The organism is Lutibacter agarilyticus (assembly GCF_900188235.1).
Classification (GTDB): Bacteria; Bacteroidota; Bacteroidia; order Flavobacteriales; family Flavobacteriaceae; genus Lutibacter; species Lutibacter agarilyticus.
In genome coordinates, this window is record NZ_FZNT01000002.1 from 70063 (window position 1) to 85022 (window position 14960).

A 14960-nucleotide genomic window follows, 5' to 3' on the forward strand; every position below is an offset into this window, starting at 1 on the left:
AATTTAGTATCGAGAAGTCATTGTAGCAATCAATAAGTTCTCGATACAATTTTTCTACATTTCATTTTGAAAAATCACTCGAACTGACGTAAAAATTATTTAGAGTAATATTTTTTCTTCAACCACAATGAAATATGCACCAAACCAATTAACACAGGCACCTCAACCAATGGCCCAATAACACCTGTAAATGCTTGTTGCGAATTAATTCCGAAGACTGCAATAGCAACAGCAATAGCTAACTCAAAATTGTTTCCTGTAGCTGTAAAAGCAACAGCTGCGTTTCGTTTATAATCTATTCCCATAACTTTCCCTGTAAAGAAACTCACAAAGAACATTATCACAAAATAAATTACCAACGGTACCGCTATTTTAATTACATCAAAAGGAATTTCAACTATTAAATCGCCTTTTAAACTAAACATTAGCACAATAGTTGCTAATAATGCAATTAAAGTAATTGGCGAAATAAATGGAATAAATTTTCTGTTATACCAATCAATCCCTTTAAATTTCACCAAGTATTTTCTACTTAAAAAACCAGCTAAGAACGGAATTCCTAAATAAATAGCCACACTTTTTGCGACTTCGTAAATAGAAATTTGTACATCAAAACCTTCTAAACCAAAATAACCTGGCAACACTGTAATAAACAACCAAGCATAAAAACTATAGGTGAATATTTGAAAAACACTATTTAAGGCAACCAACGTAGCTGTATATTCTCTACTTGCACCACCTAAATCGCTCCAAACAATAACCATTGCAATACACCTAGCCAAGCCAATTAAAATTAAACCCGACATATAACCTGGTTCATCTTTTAAAAAAACTACCGCCAATACAAACATTAAAATGGGCCCAACAATCCAATTTAAAAACAAGGAAATAGACATTAATTTAGTGTCTTTAAAAACCGTTGGAATTAAACTGTAATCAACTTTTGCTAGTGGCGGATACATCATTAAAATCAAGCCAATTGCTAGCGGAATATTTGTTGTACCAACCGAAAATGAATCGGTTACAGTAGCAATTTGTGGAAAAAAATAGCCCAAACTAACACCAATTGCCATTGCAAGAAATATCCAAAGAGTTAGAAAGCGGTCTAAAAATTTAAGTCTTTTTTTCATTATGTATATTTTATAGTATGATAAGATTCTGAAATAACACTTCGACTTTGCTAAGTGACCAATTCAAAATAATGTTTTCTAGCTTTTTTGAGTACTTATTTACTTTTTAATTTGAGAAAATACATATAACATTTCTGAAGCTATTTGATTACTTCGTTCTGTATATTTTTCAGCCTGCTGAGGCGTATTATCGTAAACTTTTGGGTCGTTATATCTAACAGCAATTCTACTTTCACAACCAGAAATAAACGGACAATTTTCATCCGCGTGATCGCAAGTCATTAACGCAGCAAATTCACTTTTTGGATTGAAAGCATTATCATACGTTTTTGAAAAACCAATAATTGGATGTTCGTTATCAGCATATTTAATACTGTAAACTGGGTTTTCGGCTTCAGCTAATTTCACAATTTGAAATCCGGCAGCCGCCAATGCTTTAGCTGCCATAGGAAACATAGCTGTAGCTTCGGTTCCACCTGAATAGCAATACACATTTTTAACACCGTGATAATGTGCCGCTGCTTGCGCCCAAACTTGTGACAAATGGCTTCTACGTGAATTATGCGTGCATATAAAATTTAGATTTATAGATGCATTTTCAGAAACTTTGGCTTGAATAAAATCTATAAAAGGTTGTAGCTCTAACTTTCGTTCAGCTGAAATTTGTAGATTTTTTACTACATTTATTGTGTTGGTTATTTCTTGATATACCATATTTTAAATATTATTTATATAAGTACCTAAAACCACGCTTCGACTCCGCTCAGCAACTAGTTTAGGTTAACAGGGAAAAATTTAACAACAACCTGAAGTTTTATCTTCAGAAGAACAACAAGCATCTGAACTATCATCAGAACAACATGAATCACCTGCACTTTCTTCAGAACAGCAAGCATTATTTGCAAAATTATCTATTAAAAGTGCCTGCATTTCATCTTTGCTTGGCACCCTACCTTTTAAAACCACTTTTTCATCAATAACAATAGCTGGTGTAATCATTACATCGTACATCATAATCTCAGTAATTTCAGTTACTTTAATTATTTTAGCTTCAATATTTAATTCGTTTACAACATCAACCACTACTTTTTCTGCGCTTACGCAACTTGGGCAACCTGTACCTAATACTTTAATTATTTTCATAATTTTTAATTTTATATTTTTTACTTACACGAAATTTCATTCATATTTCTACTGAAAAATTCATTGAATAAAGCCTTCGCTTTTATCCAGTTTTGTTGATTTATACAGTACTTAATTTTTGGTGGATTCACTGTTCCTTGTATCAAACCTGCATCTTTCAACTCTTTTAAATGTTGTGAAATTGTAGATTGTGCCAAAGGCAAAACCTCTAACAAATCACCTGTATAACAACAACTTGCATTATCTAAATGATTTAAAATTTTAATACGAGTAGGATGTCCTAAAGCTTTAGCAAATTTTGCTAATTCCTCGGTTTCAACTTGGTAAACAATATCTTCTTTTGTTCTTTTCATAAGTTCATCGCAAATATACGATTAGTATTTAAACTTCCAAATATTATTAAACCTTTCCTTTTTATTGAAGTCATACTAACAACCTTAAATAACTAAAATGCTAAAAATTAACAAAATGAATTGGACCTTCATGTTTCTATTAATTATTACCGCCTGTAGCAATAACGATAATCTTTTAAATGAAGACGATGAAGATAATGCAACCCTACCAACTCCAGATAAACCTTACGCAATTGTTGATACTGGAGTTACAGATTTTTATAGTGATGTTGCGCTAATTTCAAAACCAAGCACAAGTAATGCTTTTTATGGTCAAGATGCTTCCTATGCTGGAAATCAACCTTCATACACAAATAACAATAACGGAACTATAACCGATAATGTAACCGGTTTAATATGGGAACAAAATATGGAAGAAAAAATAACTTTTGAAGAGGCTTTTTTAAAAGCTGAAAATTCAACTTTAGGCGGTTATACCGATTGGCGTGTACCAACTATTAAAGAGCTATATTCACTAATTTTATTTACAGGTAAGGTAAAAGGCGAAGTTGCTATTGAGTTTTTTATTAACACCAATTACTTTGATCAACCACTTGGAAACACATCCATAGGAGAACGAGAAATTGATGCTCAAACTTGGTCATCTACCGAATATGTTTCTACTACAATGAATTCAGACGCAACAGTTTTTGGAGTAAATTTTGTTGATGGCAGAATTAAAGGGTATCCAAAATACCATCCTCGAACAAAAGCTGCAAACACTATGTATTTTAGAATGGTTAGAGGAAATACTAATTATGGAAAAAATAATTTTATAGATAATGGAGATGGAACCATCAGCGATTTAGCAACGGGTTTAATGTGGCAAAAATCTGACGATGGAACTTCAAGAGATTGGGAGGAATCTTTAACTTATGCCGAAGGTTTAACACTTAGAAATAAAACTGACTGGAGATTACCAAATGCTAAAGAACTACAAAGTATTGTAGATTATTCTAGGTCTCCAAAAACTACCAATTCACCAGCCATTGACCCACTTTTTGATTGTACTGAAATTTCAGATCCAGAAGGTAATACAGGTCATTATCCATTTTATTGGACAGGAACAAGCCATTTAGATGGCGCAAACCCATATTCAAGCGGTGTTTATATTGCTTTTGGAGAAGGACAAGGTGAAATGAACGGTACGTTAATGGATGTGCACGGAGCCGGTTGTCAACGTAGTGATCCAAAAAGTGGAAATATAAATGATTACCCTCAGTTTTTTGGCCCTCAAGGAGATGTAAGATATGTATATAATTATGTTCGTTGTGTTAGAACAATCCAACAATAAACCCTAAATCAAGATGCTTCATATTAAAAACAGTAAGTTTTTCACGTTTCTAACAACCATAATTATCATTTTTTCTTGTTCTGAAAAGAATGATGATTTGATTGATTCGGAAATAGAAGACGAAACCAATACTGAAATAGTAAACAAAAAACCAAACATACTATTAGTAATTGCAGATGACATGGGTTTAGATGCTTCTCCTGGATATTCCATAGGAGCTATAAAACCAGCAATGCCAAACCTTCAAACTTTAATAAACACGGGAGTCACCTATAATAACGTTTGGTCTAACCCAACTTGCTCTCCAACTAGAGCAACTATTTTAACAGGAAAATACGGTATTAATAATGGCGTGTTGGCTGTAAATAATATTTTAAGCACTACTGAAATAGCACTTCAAACATATATAGATACCAATTTAAATGGTGAATATGCTTCAGCAGTAATAGGAAAATGGCATTTATCAAACAATAAAAATCACCCCGAAAATATGGGGATTAAATATTATTCGGGCTTTTTATCGGGTGCATTAACCGATTATTGGAATTGGAAATTTACCGAGAATGGTATACAAACAACGGTAACAACTTACAACACTACCGCATATACAAATACAGCCATTGATTGGATTGAAAACCAAACAAAACCTTGGTTTGTTTGGTTAGCCTATAATGCCCCTCACGATCCTTTTCATTTACCACCTACAGATTTACACACACAAGGTAGTTTACCAACTGACCAAACAAGTATTGATGCAAATCCGCTACCCTATTATTTAGCTTCATTAGAAGCTGTAGATGCTGAATTTGGAAGACTTTTAAGTTCATTAAACAAAGAAGAAAAAGAAAACACTGTAATTATTTTTATTGGCGACAATGGCACACCAAATAAAGTTGCACAAGAATACAATACTAGAAGAGTTAAAGGTTCTTTATATCAAGGTGGAATAAACGTTCCAATGGTAATTGCAGGTAAAAATGTAACTAGAGTACAGGCTGTAGAAAATGCGTTAATTAATACAACCGATTTATTTGCTACCATAGCAACCATTTCAGGTATAGAAGTTGATAAAATTAACGATAGTAAGAGCTTTTATGAAACCTTCTCAAATTCAACTGCGCAAACAAGAGCGTATGCTTATGCGGAAGATGAATTAAATGTAACCATTAGAAACAATACTCATAAATATATGCTATTTAGTGATGGTTCTGAAGCTTTTTACAATTTAAAAGAAGATACTTTTGAAACCACCAATTTACTTAATGCAAGTAAGTTACCTTTAAGTAGTTTAGATGAAGAAATTAAAACACTTTTGATTGAAAAATTAAAAGAGATTAGGCCGTAACTTCCTCTTTTGGAAATGCTTTTTTATTAAAAATTATCAATAGTCCAACACCTATAGAAATAGCTGAATCGGCAACATTAAAAATAGCGTTAAAGAAAGTAAATGGTTTTCCACCCCAAAAAGGCAACCAACTTGGTAAATCTCCACTCCAAATGGGAAAATAAAGCATATCAACTACTTTCCCAAAGAATAACTCACCGTAAGGTTTTTCAGCAAATAGAGTAGCCGTTGCATTGTAAGGTGTATCAAATAGTACTCCGTAAAAAACAGAATCTATAATATTCCCCATAGCGCCAGCAAAAATTAATGAAATAGCTACCAATAATACTGTGTGTGCTTCATTTTTTATTGACTTATACAACCAGTAACCGATTCCTGAAATTGCAAATAACCTGAATATTGTTAAAAATAATTTCCCTGTTCTACCTCCAAATTCGGCACCCCAAGCCATTCCGTTATTTTCAATAAAGTGAATTCTAAACCAATCAAAAACCACCACTTCTTCACCATATAAAAAATTGGTTTTAATGTAAATTTTACTAATTTGATCAATAATTAAAATTAGAACAATAAGGAAGATTGATTTTTTCAATGGAATAAATTTTAAAAAATTTTTTATTAAAAAAGAGACGTTCTAAAAAGTAAATTCAAGTCAACCTGAACTTATTTTAGGGTATCACAAACATTGAAAGCCTATAAACATGATATTCTGAAACAAGTTCAGGACGAGGTTTATAATTTCACTTTAGCAAGTCTCTTTTTTATAAATAAGTTACTTATTTTGTAATTACTGCATTCTTTTAGCTTCAATACTTAAAGTTGCATGTGGAACCAATTTTAAACGTTCCTTTTGAATTAATTTACCTGTAACACGGCAAATTCCATAGGTTTTATTTTCAATACGCAAGATGGCATTTTTTAAATCTCTAATGAATTTTTCTTGACGGATAGCCAACTGTACATTTGCTTCTTTTGACATGGTTTCAGAACCTTCTTCAAAAGCTTTAAACGTAGGCGAAGTATCATCCGTACCGTTATTACTGTCGTTTTTAAAAGCACTTTTTATCAATGCTAAATCTTCTTCAGCATGGGCTATTTTTTTCTGAATTAACTCTTTAAATTCTGCTAAGTCTTTATCTGAGTATCTATTATTTTCATTCATAACTCACATTTTTTCAATTAATATTTTGGTCTGTACATCATCAAAGGTAATTTCAACACCTTTTTCTATTTCTTCAAGAAACACTAATTCGTTTGTTAGGGTTTCAGATTTTATATATGCTTCATTCGCTTTAATCGAACGCTCTAATATATCATTTTTTTGGACAATTAGCTTAATTCTGTCATTAACTTCTAAACCAGATTCTTTACGTAAATTTTGAACTCGGTTTATCAGCTCACGTGCATTACCTTCATTTCGTAAATCTTCAGTAATTGTAACGTCTAAAGCAACGGTTAAACCACCTTGATTTGCTACCAACCACCCTTCAATATCTTGTGAAGTAATTTCAACTTCTGCCTGAGTTAAATCTACAACTTTTCCATTAATTTCTAAAGAAATTTGTCCTTCTTTTTCAACAATTGCAATGTCTTCTTGTGTTAGTTTTTGAATCGCTTGTCCAACAAATTTCATGTCTTTTCCAAACTTAGGCCCAAGTACCTTAAAATTAGGCTTTATGGTTTTCACAAGAATCCCCGAAGCGTCATCAATCAACTCAATTTCCTTCACATTTACTTCCGATTTTATTAAGTTTTCAACAGCTAAAATTTCTTCTCTGTCTTTTTCATCTAAAACAGGAATCATAATACGTTGTAATGGCTGACGTACTTTTATCATCTCTTTTTTACGCAATGATAATACCATTGATGATATTTTTTGCGCTTGTTGCATTTTGTGCTCTAAAACACTATCAACCAAAGATTCGTTATACCCAGGGAATTCACCTAAATGTACAGATTCAAAGTTTTCCTTTCCTGAAACTGAAATTAAATCTTTGTACAAATTGTCCATAAAAAATGGAGCTATTGGCGCACCTAACTTTGCCACTGTTAATAAACAATTATACAATGTTTGGTAAGCTGAAATTTTATCTTGCCCGTACTCACCTTTCCAAAAACGTCTTCTACTTAAACGAACAAACCAGTTACTTAAATTTTCACCTACAAATTCTTGAATAGCTCTGGCTGCTTTTGTTGGTTCGTATTCTTCATAGAATTTTTCTACATTTTTCACCAATGTATTTAATTCAGAAAGCACCCAACGATCAATTTCAGGTCTATCTTCAATAGCTATATCATCTTCAGCATAGGTAAAACTGTCTAAGTTTGCATATAAAGAGAAGAATGAATAAGTATTGTACAATGTTCCAAAGAATTTTCTACGAACTTCATCAATTCCTTCAATATCAAATTTTAAGTTATCCCAAGGATTTGCGTTTGAAATCATATACCAACGTGTAGCATCAGCACCATATTTATCCATTGTTTCAAACGGATCAATAGCATTTCCTAAACGCTTACTCATTTTTTTACCTTCTTTATCTAACACCAATCCGTTAGATACTACATTTTTATAGGCAACAGAATCAAACACCATAGTTCCAATGGCGTGCAATGTATAAAACCATCCACGAGTTTGGTCAACACCTTCCGCTATAAAATCTGCTGGGAAGAATATCTTCTCGTCGATTAATTCTTTATTTTCAAACGGGTAGTGCCATTGTGCGTAAGGCATTGAACCAGAATCAAACCAAACATCAATTAAATCGCTTTCACGTTTCATTGGTTGTCCTTTTGGAGAAACCAACGTTACTCCATCAACTACATTTTTATGAAGATCTATTTTATCATAGTTTTCTTCACTCATATTTCCTACTTCAAACTCAGCAAAGATATCAGCTTCCATAACACCTGCTTCCACAGATTTTTTCATTTCAGCTTTTAGCTCTTCTACAGAACCAATCATAATTTCTTCGGCACCATCTTCAGTTCTCCAAATTGGCAAAGGAATTCCCCAGTAACGAGAACGAGATAAATTCCAATCGTTTGCATTTTTTAACCAGTTTCCAAAACGCCCTTCTCCGGTAGATTTTGGTTTCCAGTTAATTGTGTTATTCAACTCAAACATACGATCACGTTTATCTGTAACCTTTACAAACCAAGAATCTAATGGATAGTATAAAATTGGCTTGTCAGTTCTCCAACAATGTGGGTAGCTGTGACGGTATTTTTCTACGTGAAATGCTTTATTTTCTTCTTTTAATTGAATTGAAATTTCAACATCTAATGAGCGTTCTGGTGCATCACCATCAGTATAATATTCATTTTTAACATACTTACCTGCTAAATCGCCCATATGCTTGGTGAATTTACCTTGTAAATCTACCAAAGGAACTGGGTTTCCGTTGTCATCTAACACCAACATTGGCGGTACTTCAGGTGAAGCTTGCTTTGCAACTAGTGCATCATCTGCACCAAAAGTTGGAGCGGTATGTACAATACCTGTACCATCTTCAGTAGTAACAAAATCTCCAGCAATTACTCTAAATGCATTCTCAGGATTTTGATAAGGTAATGCATACTGCATTAATTGCTCATATCTTGATTCTAAAATATCAGCTCCTTTAAATTCTTGAACTATTATAAATGGAATTTTCTTATCGTTTGCTTTGTATTCTGAAAGTTGTGCTTCATTTTCAACAGCAAAGAATTTTTTCCCAAATTGTTTTCCAACTAAATTTTTAGCTAATACAACACTAATTGGTTCAAAAGTGTATTGGTTGAATGATTTTACCAATACGTAATCTATTTTTTTACCAACCGTTAAAGCTGTGTTTGAAGGCAATGTCCAAGGTGTGGTTGTCCAAGCTAGAAAGTGTACATCTCCATCAACTTTTTGTAAAAATGCTGGTAATGTATTTTTTATTGCTTTGAACTGCGCAACTGCTGTTGTATCTGTTACATCCTGGTAAGTTCCTGGCTGATTTAGCTCGTGAGAACTTAAACCAGTACCTGCTTTTGGCGAATATGGCTGAATGGTATAGCCTTTATAAATAAGCCCTTTTTTATACATTTGAGCTAGCAACCACCAAACAGTTTCCATGTATTTTGGTTTGTAAGTTACATATGGGTCTTCCATATCAACCCAATAACCAACACGTTTTGTTAGGTCGTTCCAAACATCAGTATAACGCATAACTGCCTTTTTACAAGCTTCATTATACTCTTCAACCGATATTTTTTTACCAATATCTTCTTTTGTAATTCCTAATTCTTTTTCAACACCTAATTCAATTGGCAATCCGTGTGTATCCCAACCTGCCTTACGTTTTACCTGAAACCCTTGTAAGGTTTTATAACGACAAAAAATATCTTTAATAGCTCTCGCCATTACGTGATGTATCCCTGGTAAACCATTTGCTGAAGGAGGTCCTTCAAAAAACACATAAGGTTTATTTTCATCTCGAGTAGTTATACTTTTTTCGAAAATATGCTCTGCTTCCCAAAACGCTAAAGTTTCATCTGCTACCTTAGTGAGGTTCAAACCCTTATATTCTCTAAATTTTTTGCTCATTTTTACCTTAAATTCAATTAGGACGCGAAATTACGTATTTTCTTGAAAATATCATTGCTATAAATGGCAAAAAATTATTAGGCTAAAGTGTTGTGTTTTGTAGTTTTATGTGCAATTTTTTGAAATCTTAAAAACCCTCTTTCAAAGTTTAAAAAATTGTTAGAAATATTGACTGTAAAATTCAATCAATAATTATAAAATATCTATTAAATCTAAGGGTTTGCATAATATATAATTTGCCCCGCTTAAAATTAATTCTTCTTTTGATCTATACCCCCACAATACCCCTACAGCAATCATATTTGCATTTTTTGCTGTTTGCATATCAACATCTGTATCTCCAACATAAAGTACTTCTTCAGCCTTTAGGTCTAAGTTTTTACATATTTCTAAGGCTCCAAATGGATGTGGTTTTTTAAGTGCTTCATCAGTTAAACCAAGTACTGGATTAAAATAATTTGGAAAAATAGCAGCTACAATTTTCTTAGTAAATTCATCGGCTTTGTTTGACAATACACTTAGTTTTAGATTGTGCGAAACCAAGCTATCAAGCAATTCACCAATTCCTTCATAAGGTGTTGTTTTATGCGTACAATTATCACGATACACTTCAATCATTGCATCAAAATATTTTTCAATTTGTGATTCATTTTGATGAGTTGATGGTAACGATTTAACAACAAGACTTCTAATTCCACTACCTATAAAATTCTGATAGTCTTTATAACTATGCGTAGGAAAATTAGCTCTTTCAAGCACCATATTCATTGCATCTGAAATATCATAAAGTGAATCTACTAGTGTTCCGTCTAAATCAAAAATAACTGCTTTATACTTCATCTTTTTCTTTTTTTATTTTATTGAAACAATATACTTACAGGTTGTTATAAACCTTACATACCTCTTTCCTTCTGAATTTGCTCGTAGGCTTTTTGAACTTGCTTAAATTTTTCTTCGGCGCCTTTTACATGCTCATCTCCCAAATGTTGTAATTTATCTGGATGGTATTTTTTAACCATTTTTCTGTAGGCTTTCTTCACCTCATCATTAGATGCTGTTTTTTCAATCTCTAAAATTTTATACGCGCTATCTGAGCTATCATAAAACATGGCTTTAATAGATTCAAAATCGTGCTGATTTACATATAAATACCCTGCAATGGTTTTAATTATATTTACTTCAGCTTCATTTACATTTCCATCGGCATTGGCAATTCCAAACAAAAAATGCACCAACTGCAAACGCGATGCATGCGTTAAATTTTGTCTAATTTGAACACATACTTGTCGTGTTGAAATTTTATTATTCTTAATAAATCCTTTGAATAATTTAAACGCATGATTGGCTCTTTCTTCACCATACATTTTTTTAAAATAATCTCTAACAAAGGCTAATTCTCGTTGATCAACTTTTCCATCAGCCTTAATAACTGTTGAAGACAGCAGCAATAAACTTATCTCAAAATCGCCCGACTGCACATTTCCTGCGGAAGAACTATACTGTTTTGCTTGCACGATATCTTCTTTTGAAAACCCATCAATAAAATTTCCAACAACAAATCCTAAAATACTTCCTATTGGTCCTGCAACTGCAAAACCTAATCCGGCACCTAACCACTTTATAAAATTCCCCATATTTTTTTAATAATTTTCAAAGATACATGTAATTGTTAGTATACCTAAATTGGGTTGTTGTTACAGCTGTTAAAATATTTATAAACTTTAATTTCTACTTCGCTATAAATAATACATATCAACTCATTTAAAAATCCTATAAAAACTAGCAATTTGAAAACAAAAAAATATGTAGGTTTGCATAACTAAATACGTCTAACAAAAAAAATAAAAATATGTATCCACCAGAATTAGTAAAACCAATGCAATTAGAATTAGAAAATGCAGGTTTTTCATCGTTACACACAGCACAAGAAGTTGAAGAAGCATTGCAAAAAGAAGGGACAACTTTAGTAGTTGTAAATTCAGTTTGCGGATGTGCTGCAGGAACTTGTAGACCAGGTGCTGTAGCTTCATTAGAATTTGACAAAACACCAACTAACTTAGTAACTGTTTTTGCAGGTGTTGATGCTGAGGCAACTCAAAAAGCACGCGAACATATGATTCCGTTTCCTCCATCGTCACCAGCAATTGCTTTATTTAAAGATGGGGTTTTAGTTCATATGCTGGAACGCCACCATATTGAAGGAAGACCTGCTGAAGCTATTGCTTCAAATTTAGCAGGAGCTTACGATGAGTATTGTTAAAAAATAGTATTGAAATTTCAGTACAAAGTATTGAGAAAAATCCATTCATTATTGAATGGATTTTTTATTTTTAGCCTATGAATAAAACAGCGATTATTGCCAATACTGAAGAATTTGTAAAGAAAAGATTAAAAAATGCCGAAGGTGGTCACGATTGGTTTCATATTTTACGCGTTTGGAACAATGCCAAATTAATTGCAAAAAACGAACGTGTTGATAAGTTTGTTGTTGAACTTGGTGCTTTACTTCACGATATAGCTGATTCTAAATTTCACAATGGAGATGAATCTATTGGACCTAAAGTAGCGCGTGAATTTTTAGAAAGCGAAAAAGTTGAAACAGCTGTAATTATTCATGTGGAACAAATTATTTCTAACATTTCTTACAAAGGTGGAAATTTCAACCAAACTTTTACTTCACCTGAATTAGATGTAGTTCAAGATGCAGACAGATTAGATGCTATTGGAGCCATTGGAATTGCACGCTGTTTTAATTATGGTGGATTCAAAAACAGAGCGTTATACGACCCAGAAATTCAACCAAATTTAAATATGACGAAAGAGGAATATAAAAAGTCTGATGCACCAACCATCAATCATTTTTATGAAAAATTACTATTGCTAAAAGATAAAATGAACACCTCAACCGGAAAAAAAATTGCTGAAGAACGCCACCAATATATGGAAACATTTCTTCAGCAATTTTATAATGAATGGGAGGGTTTAAAATAAAACCTCATCCAATTTATTTTATTGAATTCATTAAAATTCTAAATCTACTACTAAGTCAAAATCATCGTAAATAGCTTTGTCTTTTAGACCATCAAAAAAACTAGCAGAACCATATTTTACATCGTATTTAGTTCTATCAATTTTTAAAGAAGCGTTGGCTTTATTTCCATATACAGACATTGTAAAAACAATTGGGTTTGTTTTACCTTTAATAATTAAATCTCCTGTTACTTCATAAGAATTTTTACCTGTAGCTTTTACATTTTTAAAATCTAACGTTGCTGTTGGATTGTTTTCAACACCAAAAAAATCATCAGATTTTAAATGTCCTTCAAGCTTTCCTTTGTATTCACCTTCTAAATCTGTACAAATAATTGTATTCATATCAATTTCAAATTCACCACCCACTAATTTTTCATCACTAAATGTTAACGAACCTGATTTTAGAGCAATAACACCTTCATGCGAACCTGTTACTTTGTAACCTTTCCATACAACTTTACTACTTTCAAGTTTTACATTTTTTTTCTCTTCATCTAAAGATTTAAAAGAAAAAGCAACAACTGCTATCAAAACTACAACTGCTAAATTTTTAATTTTATTTTTCATTATACTATGTTTTTAAATTATAATACAAATATGCGTAGATATATACCTTAAAAAAATAAGGTAGTTTATGAAATGAAGTTAAACTAGTTTAACTTTTACGATTCTAAAGCTAACTGACTTTTTATTTTACTTAAGAATTCCTTTGTAATTCCGAGATATGAAGCAACCATATATTGAGGAACACGTTGCTCTATTGTTGGGTACTGCTTTTTAAATTGCAAGTATTGTTCTTTAGCTGAAAGGCTAAAATTACCAACAATTCTTTTTTGTGATGAAACCAATGCCTTCTCCAGCATTTTTCTAAATAATCGTTCTAGCTTTGGAATTTCTTTGTACAATTCTTCTTCATAATCATATTGAAACTGTATTACCTCAGTATCTTCAATACATTGCACATTAAAATCGGAACCTGACTGAGTTATATAACTTCCAATATCTGATGTCCACCAATCTTCAATTGCAAATAACACAATATGTTCCTGACCTTTATCATCCAAAAAAAATGTTTTTGTACAACCCGAAATTAGAAAATTAATTTGTTTGCAAACATCTCCCTGCTGAACAACATATTGCCCTTTCAAGTATTTTCGATAATTTAATTTTGAAAGTAAAAAAGCCTCCTCTTCATTAGTTAAACTAATGTATTTTTTTATATACTTTAATAATGGCGCTGCTTTTATTTCCAACATAACTTTTTCGTAATTTTATTCAAAATTTGGCTTTCGTTTCTCTAAAAATGCTGTGGTACCTTCCTTAAAGTCTTCGGTTCCAAAACTCAATCCAAAATTTTCTATTTCAACAGCAAAGCCATTTACACAATTGGTAAAATTTGCATTCACCGATTTAATTGCAGCTGAAATTGCCACAGGTGAATTTTGCATAATTTTACCTGCTAACTTTTCACATAAAGGCAACAATTCAGCTTGTTCAACTACGTAATTTACCAAGCCCCATTCTTTAGCTTCATCAGCTGAAATCATTCCGGCAGTCATAATCATTTCCATTGCTTTTCCTTTCCCTACTAATTGAGACAAACGCTGCGTACCTCCATACCCTGGAATTACACCCAAACTCACTTCAGGTAATCCCATTTTGGCATTGGTACTTGCTACTCTAAAATGAGATGCCATTGCCAATTCTAATCCGCCACCAAGTGCAAAACCATTTACGGCTGCAATCACTGGAGTTCCTAAATTTTGAACAAAATCAAATAGTATTACTTGACCTTTTCTTGAAAGTTCAGTCCCTTCTTCAACAGAGAAATCTGAAAATTCTTTAATATCAGCACCTGCAACAAATGCTTTTTCACCGCTACCCGTAACTATAATTACTTTTATGGTTGAATTTTCATCTAAACTTTTAAAAGCCACATGTAACTCTTTAATAGTTTGTTTGTTTAAGGCATTTAACTTTGAAGGTCTATTAATAGTTATAATTGCTAAGTGCTCTTTTTCCTCAATTAATACGTTTTCTAAATTCATGG

At 32.3% G+C, this 14960-nt stretch carries 16 protein-coding genes; 4 read left to right on the forward strand and 12 right to left on the reverse strand.

What is annotated here, in order from left to right; translation table 11 throughout:
• Window positions 1-95: 95 nt before the first annotated feature.
• The 4 genes from arsB to CHB67_RS03040 form a co-directional block, all read right to left on the reverse strand.
• Window positions 96-1130: an ACR3 family arsenite efflux transporter gene (gene arsB / locus CHB67_RS03025; RefSeq protein ID WP_089380280.1), complete on the reverse strand. Its 1035-nt coding sequence runs from the start codon at window positions 1128-1130 to the stop codon at window positions 96-98.
• Window positions 1131-1229: 99 nt separating this feature from the next.
• Window positions 1230-1844, reverse strand: a complete 615-nt coding sequence (locus CHB67_RS03030; protein WP_089380281.1) for a low molecular weight phosphatase family protein — start codon at window positions 1842-1844, stop codon at window positions 1230-1232.
• A gap of 81 nt (window positions 1845-1925) precedes the next feature.
• Complete coding sequence (locus CHB67_RS03035) at window positions 1926-2273, reverse strand: thioredoxin family protein (RefSeq protein ID WP_089380282.1); 348 nt, start codon at window positions 2271-2273, stop codon at window positions 1926-1928.
• 20 nt (window positions 2274-2293) lie between these two features.
• Complete coding sequence (locus CHB67_RS03040; protein ID WP_089380283.1) at window positions 2294-2626, reverse strand: ArsR/SmtB family transcription factor; 333 nt, start codon at window positions 2624-2626, stop codon at window positions 2294-2296.
• Between the two features lie 115 nt (window positions 2627-2741).
• Between CHB67_RS03040 and CHB67_RS03045 the strand changes: the two genes are divergently transcribed.
• A complete protein-coding gene (locus CHB67_RS03045) occupies window positions 2742-3959 on the forward strand; it encodes an Lcl C-terminal domain-containing protein (RefSeq protein WP_217900247.1) in 1218 nt (405 codons plus the stop codon).
• Window positions 3960-3972: 13 nt separating this feature from the next.
• The gene (locus CHB67_RS03050; RefSeq protein ID WP_089380284.1) at window positions 3973-5304 is read left to right on the forward strand and encodes a sulfatase-like hydrolase/transferase; all 1332 of its coding nucleotides are present in this window, start codon (window positions 3973-3975) and stop codon (window positions 5302-5304) included.
• On the opposite strand, the gene CHB67_RS03055 is transcribed toward CHB67_RS03050, so the two are convergent.
• From CHB67_RS03055 to CHB67_RS03075, 5 genes are all read right to left on the reverse strand, one after another.
• Entirely contained in the window at window positions 5294-5902 is a 609-nt protein-coding gene (locus CHB67_RS03055) for a lipoprotein signal peptidase (protein ID WP_089380285.1), read from the reverse strand. The two genes, CHB67_RS03050 and CHB67_RS03055, sit on opposite strands and share 11 nt — an antisense overlap.
• Window positions 5903-6091: 189 nt before the next feature.
• Window positions 6092-6466 (reverse strand): TraR/DksA family transcriptional regulator, encoded by a 375-nt coding sequence (locus tag CHB67_RS03060; RefSeq protein ID WP_089380286.1) that lies wholly within the window; start codon window positions 6464-6466, stop codon window positions 6092-6094.
• 3 nt (window positions 6467-6469) lie between these two features.
• A complete protein-coding gene (gene ileS, locus CHB67_RS03065; RefSeq protein ID WP_089380287.1) occupies window positions 6470-9877 on the reverse strand; it encodes an isoleucine--tRNA ligase in 3408 nt (1135 codons plus the stop codon).
• Between the two features lie 192 nt (window positions 9878-10069).
• Window positions 10070-10717, reverse strand: coding sequence for an HAD family hydrolase (locus tag CHB67_RS03070; protein WP_089380288.1), 648 nt, complete (start codon window positions 10715-10717; stop codon window positions 10070-10072).
• A 53-nt stretch (window positions 10718-10770) separates the two neighbouring features.
• The gene (locus CHB67_RS03075; RefSeq protein ID WP_089380289.1) at window positions 10771-11511 is read right to left on the reverse strand and encodes a TerB family tellurite resistance protein; all 741 of its coding nucleotides are present in this window, start codon (window positions 11509-11511) and stop codon (window positions 10771-10773) included.
• Between the two features lie 215 nt (window positions 11512-11726).
• Between CHB67_RS03075 and CHB67_RS03080 the strand changes: the two genes are divergently transcribed.
• Together CHB67_RS03080 and CHB67_RS03085 are read left to right on the forward strand one after the other, a co-directional pair.
• Entirely contained in the window at window positions 11727-12137 is a 411-nt protein-coding gene (locus CHB67_RS03080; RefSeq protein WP_089380290.1) for a BrxA/BrxB family bacilliredoxin, read from the forward strand.
• Between the two features lie 77 nt (window positions 12138-12214).
• Complete coding sequence (locus CHB67_RS03085) at window positions 12215-12868, forward strand: HD domain-containing protein (protein ID WP_089380291.1); 654 nt, start codon at window positions 12215-12217, stop codon at window positions 12866-12868.
• Window positions 12869-12898: 30 nt separating this feature from the next.
• Here the strand turns inward: CHB67_RS03085 and CHB67_RS03090 are convergent, their stop codons facing one another.
• The 3 genes from CHB67_RS03090 to CHB67_RS03100 form a co-directional block, all read right to left on the reverse strand.
• Window positions 12899-13477 (reverse strand): YceI family protein, encoded by a 579-nt coding sequence (locus tag CHB67_RS03090; RefSeq protein WP_089380292.1) that lies wholly within the window; start codon window positions 13475-13477, stop codon window positions 12899-12901.
• A gap of 95 nt (window positions 13478-13572) precedes the next feature.
• Window positions 13573-14166, reverse strand: a complete 594-nt coding sequence (locus tag CHB67_RS03095) for a Crp/Fnr family transcriptional regulator (protein ID WP_245813407.1) — start codon at window positions 14164-14166, stop codon at window positions 13573-13575.
• A 15-nt stretch (window positions 14167-14181) separates the two neighbouring features.
• The gene (locus tag CHB67_RS03100) at window positions 14182-14958 is read right to left on the reverse strand and encodes an enoyl-CoA hydratase/isomerase family protein (RefSeq protein WP_089380293.1); all 777 of its coding nucleotides are present in this window, start codon (window positions 14956-14958) and stop codon (window positions 14182-14184) included.
• Window positions 14959-14960 lie beyond the last annotated feature (2 nt).

What these genes read in the sequence shown, in the direction of transcription:
- CHB67_RS03075 (WP_089380289.1), bottom strand. Translation starts at nt 11,511, where the DNA reads ATGGGGAATTTTATAAAGTGGTTAGGTGCCGGATTAGGTTTTGCAGTT.
- CHB67_RS03030 (WP_089380281.1), bottom strand. Translation starts at nt 1,844, where the DNA reads ATGGTATATCAAGAAATAACCAACACAATAAATGTAGTAAAAAATCTA.
- CHB67_RS03100 (WP_089380293.1), bottom strand. Translation starts at nt 14,958, where the DNA reads ATGAATTTAGAAAACGTATTAATTGAGGAAAAAGAGCACTTAGCAATT.
- CHB67_RS03085 (WP_089380291.1), top strand. Translation starts at nt 12,215, where the DNA reads ATGAATAAAACAGCGATTATTGCCAATACTGAAGAATTTGTAAAGAAA.
- ileS (WP_089380287.1), bottom strand. Translation starts at nt 9,877, where the DNA reads ATGAGCAAAAAATTTAGAGAATATAAGGGTTTGAACCTCACTAAGGTA.
- arsB (WP_089380280.1), bottom strand. Translation starts at nt 1,130, where the DNA reads ATGAAAAAAAGACTTAAATTTTTAGACCGCTTTCTAACTCTTTGGATA.
- CHB67_RS03045 (WP_217900247.1), top strand. Translation starts at nt 2,742, where the DNA reads ATGAATTGGACCTTCATGTTTCTATTAATTATTACCGCCTGTAGCAAT.
- CHB67_RS03040 (WP_089380283.1), bottom strand. Translation starts at nt 2,626, where the DNA reads ATGAAAAGAACAAAAGAAGATATTGTTTACCAAGTTGAAACCGAGGAA.
- CHB67_RS03060 (WP_089380286.1), bottom strand. Translation starts at nt 6,466, where the DNA reads ATGAATGAAAATAATAGATACTCAGATAAAGACTTAGCAGAATTTAAA.
- CHB67_RS03035 (WP_089380282.1), bottom strand. Translation starts at nt 2,273, where the DNA reads ATGAAAATAATTAAAGTATTAGGTACAGGTTGCCCAAGTTGCGTAAGC.
- CHB67_RS03095 (WP_245813407.1), bottom strand. Translation starts at nt 14,166, where the DNA reads ATGTTGGAAATAAAAGCAGCGCCATTATTAAAGTATATAAAAAAATAC.
- CHB67_RS03090 (WP_089380292.1), bottom strand. Translation starts at nt 13,477, where the DNA reads ATGAAAAATAAAATTAAAAATTTAGCAGTTGTAGTTTTGATAGCAGTT.
- CHB67_RS03080 (WP_089380290.1), top strand. Translation starts at nt 11,727, where the DNA reads ATGTATCCACCAGAATTAGTAAAACCAATGCAATTAGAATTAGAAAAT.
- CHB67_RS03070 (WP_089380288.1), bottom strand. Translation starts at nt 10,717, where the DNA reads ATGAAGTATAAAGCAGTTATTTTTGATTTAGACGGAACACTAGTAGAT.
- CHB67_RS03050 (WP_089380284.1), top strand. Translation starts at nt 3,973, where the DNA reads ATGCTTCATATTAAAAACAGTAAGTTTTTCACGTTTCTAACAACCATA.